The 7,802-nt window shown below is 70.5% G+C and carries 7 protein-coding genes and 1 tRNA gene; 3 read left to right on the top strand and 5 right to left on the bottom strand.

Annotated elements, in window-relative coordinates:
- Positions 1–322: 322 nt before the first annotated feature.
- From glmM to TX83_RS18925, 5 genes are all read right to left on the bottom strand, one after another.
- Positions 323–1,666 carry a phosphoglucosamine mutase gene (glmM, locus tag TX83_RS18905; protein ID WP_064749544.1) on the bottom strand — a complete coding sequence of 448 codons (1,344 nt, stop codon included), beginning with the start codon at positions 1,664–1,666 and terminating at the stop codon, positions 323–325.
- Between the two features lie 186 nt (positions 1,667–1,852).
- Positions 1,853–2,743 (bottom strand): acetyl-CoA carboxylase, carboxyltransferase subunit beta, encoded by an 891-nt coding sequence (gene accD, locus TX83_RS18910; RefSeq protein WP_064749545.1) that lies wholly within the window; start codon positions 2,741–2,743, stop codon positions 1,853–1,855.
- Positions 2,744–2,866: 123 nt separating this feature from the next.
- A complete protein-coding gene (gene trpA / locus TX83_RS18915; RefSeq protein ID WP_064749546.1) occupies positions 2,867–3,670 on the bottom strand; it encodes a tryptophan synthase subunit alpha in 804 nt (267 codons plus the stop codon).
- Positions 3,671–3,815: 145 nt separating this feature from the next.
- The gene (gene trpB, locus TX83_RS18920) at positions 3,816–5,030 is read right to left on the bottom strand and encodes a tryptophan synthase subunit beta (RefSeq protein WP_064749547.1); all 1,215 of its coding nucleotides are present in this window, start codon (positions 5,028–5,030) and stop codon (positions 3,816–3,818) included.
- Between the two features lie 274 nt (positions 5,031–5,304).
- A complete protein-coding gene (locus TX83_RS18925; protein ID WP_075575263.1) occupies positions 5,305–5,718 on the bottom strand; it encodes a hypothetical protein in 414 nt (137 codons plus the stop codon).
- A 173-nt stretch (positions 5,719–5,891) separates the two neighbouring features.
- On the opposite strand from TX83_RS18925, the gene TX83_RS18930 reads away from it, so the two are divergent.
- The 3 genes from TX83_RS18930 to arsC all read left to right on the top strand — a co-directional run bounded on the left by TX83_RS18930 (position 5,892) and on the right by arsC (position 7,520).
- Positions 5,892–6,746: a hypothetical protein gene (locus TX83_RS18930; protein WP_064749549.1), complete on the top strand. Its 855-nt coding sequence runs from the start codon at positions 5,892–5,894 to the stop codon at positions 6,744–6,746.
- Positions 6,747–6,972: 226 nt separating this feature from the next.
- Positions 6,973–7,047: transfer RNA gene (locus tag TX83_RS18935), tRNA-Val, on the top strand.
- Between the two features lie 104 nt (positions 7,048–7,151).
- Entirely contained in the window at positions 7,152–7,520 is a 369-nt protein-coding gene (gene arsC, locus TX83_RS18940; RefSeq protein WP_064749550.1) for an arsenate reductase (glutaredoxin), read from the top strand.
- The last annotated feature ends 282 nt before the right edge of the window (positions 7,521–7,802 follow it).

Raw genomic sequence — 7,802 nt, forward strand, 5'->3', positions numbered from 1 at the left:
GAGCTTTAAAGCTTCACAGGCCTTCGAACGACAGACGCCGCTAGACCGAAAGGACGCGGTCGCGGCTTGCGCCGCTCCTACAAGCGGGCGTAGGGCAAAGACGCGGCAAGAGTGAAGGACGCGGCCGCGGCTTGCGCCGCACCTACCCCGCGACGGTTTCGAGCTCCGGTCGATGAGGTCGGCGCTGGAGACGTCGGCACTGGATTCGCTGCGCGCACTGGGGGCGCGACTTGCCCCCCTACCCCGCGGATCTTGCGCCAAAAACAAAAACGCACCGGCGCGCGAGGGCGCCGGTGCGTTGACGGTGGACGATGCCCGCGGGTCAGGCCGCGGCGGCGCGCACCGCGGCGGACAGCGTATCGAGGGTCGACTGCATCAAGACCTCGTCGTCGGCCTCGACCGTGACCCGCACCACCGGCTCGGTGCCGGACGGACGCAGGAAGGCGCGGCCGCGGCCGCTGACCGCGGCCTGGGCCTGGCGCAGCGCCTCCTGCACCGAGGCGGCTTCGGCCGGCTTGGCCTCGCCTTCGTAGCGCACGTTGACGGTCTTCTGCGGTACCCGGTACAGGCCGTCGAGCGCGTCGCGCAGGCTGATGCCGTTGCGCCCCAGCACTTCCAGCACCTGCAGCGCGCTGACGATGCCGTCGCCGGTGCTGGTGCGGTCCAGGCACAACAGGTGACCGGAGGCCTCGCCGCCGAGCACGCCGCCGTGGGCGATCAGCTGCTGATGCACGTAACGATCGCCGACCTTGGCGCGCAGGAAACCGATGCCGCGCTGTTCGAATGCGCGTTCCAGGCCGTAGTTGGTCATCAGGGTGCCGACCACCGGCCCCTGCAGGCGGCCGCTGCGCTGCCAGTCGGTGGCCAGCACGTACAGCAGGTCGTCGCCGTCGCAGACGCGGCCTTCGCTGTCGACGAACAGCACCCGGTCGCCGTCGCCGTCGAAGGCGATGCCGAGGTCGGCGCCGGTGGCCTGGACCCGCGCGACCAGGGTCTGCGGATGGGTCGAGCCGACGCCGTCGTTGATATTGAGGCCGTTGGGATCGATGCCGATCGCGTCGACCCGCGCGCCGAGCTCGCCCAGCACCAGCGGACCGGTCTGGTAGGTCGCGCCGTTGGCGCAATCCATGGCGATGCGCATGCCGCTGAGATCGAAGCCCTTGGGCACCGAGTTCTTGCACGCTTCGACGTAGCGGCCGATCGCGTCGCGGGTGCGCACGGCCTTGCCCAGGCGCTCGGACTCGACGGTGCGGAACGGTTGTTCCAGCGCTGCCTCGATCGCCAGCTCCGTCTCGTCGTCGAGCTTTTCGCCCTCGGCCGAGAAGAACTTGATGCCGTTGTCGTAGTGCGGATTGTGCGAGGCGGAAATGACGATGCCGCCGTCGGCGCGCAGGGAGCGGGTCAGGTGCGCGACCGCCGGGGTCGGCATCGGCCCCATCAGCTGCACGTCGACGCCGGCGGCGACCAGCCCGGCTTCGAGCGCGGCTTCGAACATGTAATTGGAGATGCGGGTGTCCTTGCCGATGATGACCATCGGATTGCGCCAGCCGCGCCGGGTCAGGGCGTGACCGTAGGCGTTGCCCAGGCGCAGGACGAAATCGGCGGAAATCGGGCCTTCGCCGACGCGGCCGCGGATGCCGTCGGTGCCGAAATACTTACGAGCCATGCAGTTCAACCTCCAGGTAGCGCGGCGCGTCGCACCAGGACGCGGGCGCTGGATGTGATCGGGACAGGATCGAAGACGCCGCCGACACCGATCGCGCCCCATGGCCATCCAGCCCGCGCTCGAGTCCACAGACGGCGAGGACCGCCGCAGCGGTCCCCCATGACGCGCGCGGTCGGGCCGCTGCGATCAAGCCGCCGCCTCTGCGTCGTCTTCGGGTTGCGATTGTTTCATCAACAGCGCCAAAAGATGCGCGAGGCGATCACGCATTTCGCGTCGGTCGCAGATCTGGTCGACCGTGCCGTGCTCGAGCAGGAACTCGCTGCGCTGGAAACCGTCGGGCAGTTTTTCGCGCACGGTCTGTTCGATCACGCGCGGGCCGGCGAAACCGATCAGCGCGCCCGGCTCGGCCAGGTTGAGATCGCCGAGCATCGCGAACGAGGCGGTGGTGCCGCCAAAGGTGGGATGGGTCATGACCGAAATGAATGGCAGCCCGGCGTCGCGCAAGCGGCCCAGTGCGGCCGAGGCCTTGGCCATCTGCATCAGCGAGAACAGGCTTTCCTGCATGCGCATGCCGCCGCTGGCAGCGAAGCAGACCAGCGGCACGCGGTCGGCCAGCGCGCGCTCGGCGGCGCGGGCGAAGCGCTCGCCGCTGACCGAGCCCATCGAGCCGCCCATGAAGGCGAAGTCCATCGCGCAGGCCACCAGCGGACGCTGCTTGAGGGTGCCGGTCATCGCCACCAGCGAGTCGCGCTCGCCGGTCGACTTCTGCGCCGCCTTGAAGCGTTCGGAATACTTCTTCTGATCCTTGAACTTGAGCACGTCGACCGGGCTGAGCTCGGCGGCGATCTCCTGCGCGCTGCCGGCATCCAGGAACGCAGTGAGGCGCACGCGGGCGCGGATCGGCATGTGGAAGCCGCACTTGGGGCAGACTTCCAGGTTCTCCTCCAGCTCCGGCCGGTACAACACCGCGCCGCAGCTCTCGCACTTCTCCCACAGGCCCTCGGGGACGCTGCGCCGCTTGGCCGCGACCGTCTCGGTGCGGATGCCGGAGGGCATGAGTTTCTTGAGCCAAGACATGCGATGAAATCTTCCTGTTCAGGCAACCACGGATGAGGTACCGACGGGCGCGGCGCGGCAGGCGCCGCCGCGCACCGGCGGATGAGTTTAGCGCAGCGGACGCGGGCGTCCGCCGCCGGCCGTTCAGGCGCGCGCGTCCAGCGCCTGGCGCAGCGGGGCGAGGAAGTCGGCGGCGGTGCGGGCGGCGGCCGCGTCGCCGGCCTCGGCCAGGGCCGCGACCAGGGCGCTGCCGACCACCACGCCGGCGGCCTCGCGCGCCATCGCCGCGGCGCTGGCGGCGTCCTTGATCCCGAACCCGGCCACCACCGGCACCCGGCTGCGCGCGCGGATGCCGTGCAGGCGGTCGTTGGCGGCTCCGGCGTCGAGCCGGTCGGCGCCGGTCACCCCGGCGAAGCTGACGTAGTACAGATAGCCCTGCGCGCCCTCGCACAGCAGCGCCAGACGCTGCTCGGTGGTGGTCGGCGAAGCCAGCAGGATCAGCGCCAGGCCGGTGTCGGCGAAGGCGCCGCGCAGTTCGTCCGCTTCTTCCGGCGGCAGGTCGACCAGCAGCACGCCGTCGACGCCGGCGGCGACCGCATCGGCGGCGAAGCGCGCCGCGCCGCGGATCTCGATCGGGTTGAGATAGCCCATCAGCACCACCGGCGTGTCGGCGTCGTCGCGGCGGAACTCGCGCACCGCCCGCAGCACCCAGCTGAGCCCGGCGCCGCGCGCGATCGCGCGCTCGGAGCTGCGCTGGATCACCGGCCCGTCGGCCATCGGATCGGAAAACGGCACCCCCAGTTCCAGCACGTCGGCGCCGGCGGCGACCAGGGCGTGCATGACCGGCACGGTCGACTCCAGCGAGGGATCGCCGGCGGTCAGGAACGGGATCAGCGCCTTGCGGCCGGCGGCTTGCAGTTGTTGGAACTTGGCGTCGATTCGGTTCATGGATGAAAGGCTTCGGCTTTAACCCCTCGTCCGCGTGTGGAAAAGGGGTGGGGTGAGGGTCGTCGGCGTCGGCGAACGTCGGATCGGGCGCGCGCCCTCATCCGCCCTGCGGGCGCCTTCTCCCGCGAGGGGGAGAAGGAAAAAGTCAGAAGTGCAGCCCCTCGCGCCCGGCGATGGTATGCACGTCCTTGTCGCCGCGCCCGGACAGGTTGCACAGCACGACCCGATCCTTCGGCATCGCGCGCGCCAGCTTGATCGCCTGGGCGATGGCGTGGCTGGACTCGAGCGCGGCGAGGATGCCTTCGGTGCGGGCCAGGGTGCGGAACGCGGCCAGCGCGTCTTCGTCGGTGACCCCGACGTACTCGGCGCGGCCGGCGTCCTTGAGGAAGGCGTGTTCGGGGCCGACGCCCGGGTAGTCCAGGCCGGCCGAGACCGAATGCGTCTCGATGATCTGGCCGTCGTCGTCGCACAGCACGTAGGTGCGGTTGCCGTGCAGCACGCCCGGACGGCCGGCGGCCAGCGACGCGGCGTGGCGGCCGCTGTCGATGCCGTCGCCGGCCGCTTCGGCGCCGACGATGCGCACCGAAGGGTCGTTGAGGAAGGCGTGGAACAGGCCGATCGCATTGCTGCCGCCGCCGACGCAGGCGGTGATCGCATCCGGCAGGCGGCCGTACTCGGCCAGCATCTGCGCCCTCGCCTCGCGCCCGACCACGGCGTTGAAATCGCGCACCATGCGCGGATACGGGTCGGGGCCGGCGACGGTGCCGATGATGTAGAACGTGTCGCGGACGTTGGTGACCCAGTCGCGCATCGCTTCGTTGAGCGCGTCCTTGAGGGTCTGCGAGCCGCTGGTCACCGGCACCACGGTCGCGCCGAGCAGCTTCATCCGGTAGACGTTGATCTTCTGCCGCTCGATGTCGGTCGCGCCCATGTAGACCACGCACTCCAGGCCCAGGCGCGCGGCCACGGTGGCGCTGGCGACGCCGTGCTGGCCGGCGCCGGTCTCGGCGATGATGCGGGTCTTGCCCATGCGGCTGGCGAGCAGGGCCTGACCGATGGTGTTGTTGATCTTGTGCGCGCCGGTGTGGTTCAGGTCTTCGCGCTTGAGCAGGATCTGCGCGCCGCCGACCTCGTCGCTGAGCCGCTGGGCATGGTAGATCGGGCTGGGTCGGCCGACGTAATGGGCCAGGTCGCGCTCGAACTCGGCGATGAAGGCCGGGTCGACCCGCGCCGCATCGTAGGCGGCGGCCAGTTCCTCCAGCGGGGCGATCAGGGTCTCGGCGACGAAGCGCCCGCCGAAACGGCCGAAGTGACCGGACGCGTCCGGGTAGGCGTGGAAATCGATCGGTTCTGCGGACATCGGCTCGGCGCGCTGTGAGGGCAACGTGGGACGCCGCCGGAACGGCGACGGGAACCGTGGAGTTTAGGCCATCGCGGGCCCGACCGTACGCGCGACCGGCCGATGGAATGGGACCGGGGTCGCGGCGCGGCGGCCGGCGGCGTCGAGGCCCGTCGCCGCGAACGCGGCAAGCGCCACACCGGGCGCATGCCCCGCCCCGATCCGGCAAACGCGCCGGACCGCGCTCCACGCAACGAAAAGGGCGCCGCAGCGCCCTTTTCGTCTGTGCTTCGGATCAGGCCCGGCGCGTCCGCCGCGGCGCCGGCTTGCGCGCGCCGCGCCGTGCCTGGGCCGGCTTGGCCGCTTTGCGCGGCTTGCGAGCGCCGCGGCGCTGCTTCTTGCCGCCCTTGAGACCCAGCTTGTCCAGCACCGGCGCCAGCCGCGCCTCGACTTCCGCGCTGAACTTCACCACCGTCGGCTCGACTTGGCCGCGCACGCTCTCGATTCCGCCGCGCACGTTGTCGCGCGCGTCGGCGACCAGACCCTGGGCGCGGCGCTGCAGCGCGCCGATCCGGTCGACCGTGCGCGCGCCGCTCGCCAGCGCTTCGCGGCGTGCGATCACGGCCAGGCCGAGGCCGGCCAGCCAGAGATGACGCAACGTGGGGGTGGGGTTGTTCGCCGCCGGCTTGTTGCGCTTCACAGCTGCCATGGTTCGCTCCGCACGACCGCCCGGGGAGGGGGGTTTCAGGACGCCACTGTGGGCCGCCGGCATCGAGCATTCACACTAGCCGCGACCGCCGCCGCACGCCCGCGGTCGCCCTCTTGCCAGCGCGCGGCCGCGGCGGGATGCTGCCCAACCCGACCTGTCGACAAGGACCGCAGATGGCCGCCAAATCCGCTTGGGCCGCTTTTCCCCACGACGCCAAGGCCTATGCCTATGCCGGCGACGCCCTCAAGAAAGCCTGGCCCAAGCTGCATGCCGGCGACACCGAGCCCTACCCGGACGCCAAGCGCGCCGCCGCCTTGATCGACGCCGCCGGCAAGGCCGCGCCCAAGGGCCTGGATGCCGATGCGCTGGCCGATGCGCTGCAAGAGGCCTGGCGGGCGTTCCATCGCGGCGATTTCAAGGCCGCTTTCGACGCTGGCCAGGCGCTGGGCCCGGTCGGCGCGTCGGTCGCGGTCAAGGCGCTGGGCATCCACGCCACCTATCTGGTCGAGGACGAGGACGAACAGCTCAGGCGCTACGAGCAGGCGGCCAAGATCGCCGAAGCCGCGGTCAAGGCGCTGCCGGACGAGGCCAACAGCCATTACCGCCACGCCTTCGCCCTGGGCCGCTACAGTCAGGGGCTGAGCATCGCCAAGGCGCTCAAGGCCGGCATCGCCGGCAAGGTGCGCAACGCGCTCGACGCCACCTTGGAACTCGCGCCCAAGCACGCCGAGGCGCATACCGCGATGGCGCTGTACCACGCCGAGATCATCGACAAGATCGGCGGCATGATCGGCGGCCTGACCTACGGCGCCAAGGCCGCCGACGCCGAGAAGCACATCAAGACCGCACTCAAGCTGACCCCGGACTCGCCCATCGCCCACATCGAGCACGGCAACGTGCTGCTGCTCCTGCACGGCGACAAGCAGGAAGACGCGGCCGCGGCGGCGTACGAAAAGGCCGCCAAGCTCAAGCCGCTGGACGCGATGGAGGCGCTGGACGCGGCCTACGCCAAGGAACAGTTGGAGTAAGTGCGAATCCAAGGCCGTGCCCCAGGCCTCGCCGGACGCCGCCACGGCCGCGCGAGCGACACGGGGACGGACGGGGTCCCGTGTTCGCGCTCGCCCTGCCGTCCCTGCACGAACGCGAACCCAATCGCAGCCGGCACGCCCCGCCGGCCGGGCTTCGGTGAAATTTTCACGCCGAGGCTTGTCAGTCCGGAAAAGCCCGATTACACTTTGCGGCCCGATAAGACTCGGGCGGTTAGCTCAGCGGTAGAGCATCGCCTTCACACGGCGAGGGTCGCAGGTTCGAACCCTGCACCGCCCACCAGTTGTACGAAAAGGCCGGCGCAAGCCGGCTTTTTTCGTTTCCGGCGCAGCGCGCCGGCGCGGATGCCGTCCCCGCGCCTCTGCGCCTTGACGAGAATCCGCACCATGACCACCGACCCGCATCTCGCCCCTACCCGCCTCTACCACAACCCGCGCTGCTCCAAGTCGCGCGGCGCGCTGGAGCTGCTGCGCGAACGCGGCCTGGAGCCGGCGTTGGTGACGTACCTGGATTCGCCGCCCGATGCCGCGCAGTTGCGCGCCCTGCTCGGACTGCTGAGCCTGTCCGCGCGCGAACTGCTGCGCAGCGGCGAAGACGAGTACCGCGAACTCGGCCTGGGTAATCCCAGCCTCGACGACGCCGCGCTCATTGCGGCCATGGCCGCCCACCCGCGCCTGATCGAACGCCCGATCTTCGTCCACGCCGGCCGCGCCGTGGTCGGCCGGCCGCCGGAGCGGGTGCTGGAGTTGCTGTAAGCCCCGCCCTGACCCGCCCCGACCAAAGCCTTGCTCACCTGGAGCGGCATAGGCCGTTGCCGTTGCCGTTGCCGTTGCCGTTGCCGTTGCCGTAAGAGTTTGGCGCCGCATCGAACTCGCGAGAACGCCCTGAAGCGCCGAAGGGCGGCCCGCAGGGAGGCGGGCCGTGCGCAGCCCGGCCAGGGAGGGCCTGTGCGGAGCAGCCCCGCGCACGCTTCGTCCCGTAGTGGCTTTTGATCCGAAACCGCCATGGCGTTTTCTTTGGTTACTTTTGACCGAAGG

This window comes from Lysobacter antibioticus HS124 (genome assembly GCF_000336385.2).
In the GTDB taxonomy this organism is placed as follows: domain Bacteria; phylum Pseudomonadota; class Gammaproteobacteria; order Xanthomonadales; family Xanthomonadaceae; genus Lysobacter; species Lysobacter firmicutimachus.

What these genes read in the sequence shown, in the direction of transcription:
- glmM (WP_064749544.1), bottom strand. Translation starts at nt 1,666, where the DNA reads ATGGCTCGTAAGTATTTCGGCACCGACGGCATCCGCGGCCGCGTCGGC.
- accD (WP_064749545.1), bottom strand. Translation starts at nt 2,743, where the DNA reads ATGTCTTGGCTCAAGAAACTCATGCCCTCCGGCATCCGCACCGAGACG.
- trpA (WP_064749546.1), bottom strand. Translation starts at nt 3,670, where the DNA reads ATGAACCGAATCGACGCCAAGTTCCAACAACTGCAAGCCGCCGGCCGC.
- trpB (WP_064749547.1), bottom strand. Translation starts at nt 5,030, where the DNA reads ATGTCCGCAGAACCGATCGATTTCCACGCCTACCCGGACGCGTCCGGT.
- TX83_RS18925 (WP_075575263.1), bottom strand. Translation starts at nt 5,718, where the DNA reads ATGGCAGCTGTGAAGCGCAACAAGCCGGCGGCGAACAACCCCACCCCC.
- TX83_RS18930 (WP_064749549.1), top strand. Translation starts at nt 5,892, where the DNA reads ATGGCCGCCAAATCCGCTTGGGCCGCTTTTCCCCACGACGCCAAGGCC.
- arsC (WP_064749550.1), top strand. Translation starts at nt 7,152, where the DNA reads ATGACCACCGACCCGCATCTCGCCCCTACCCGCCTCTACCACAACCCG.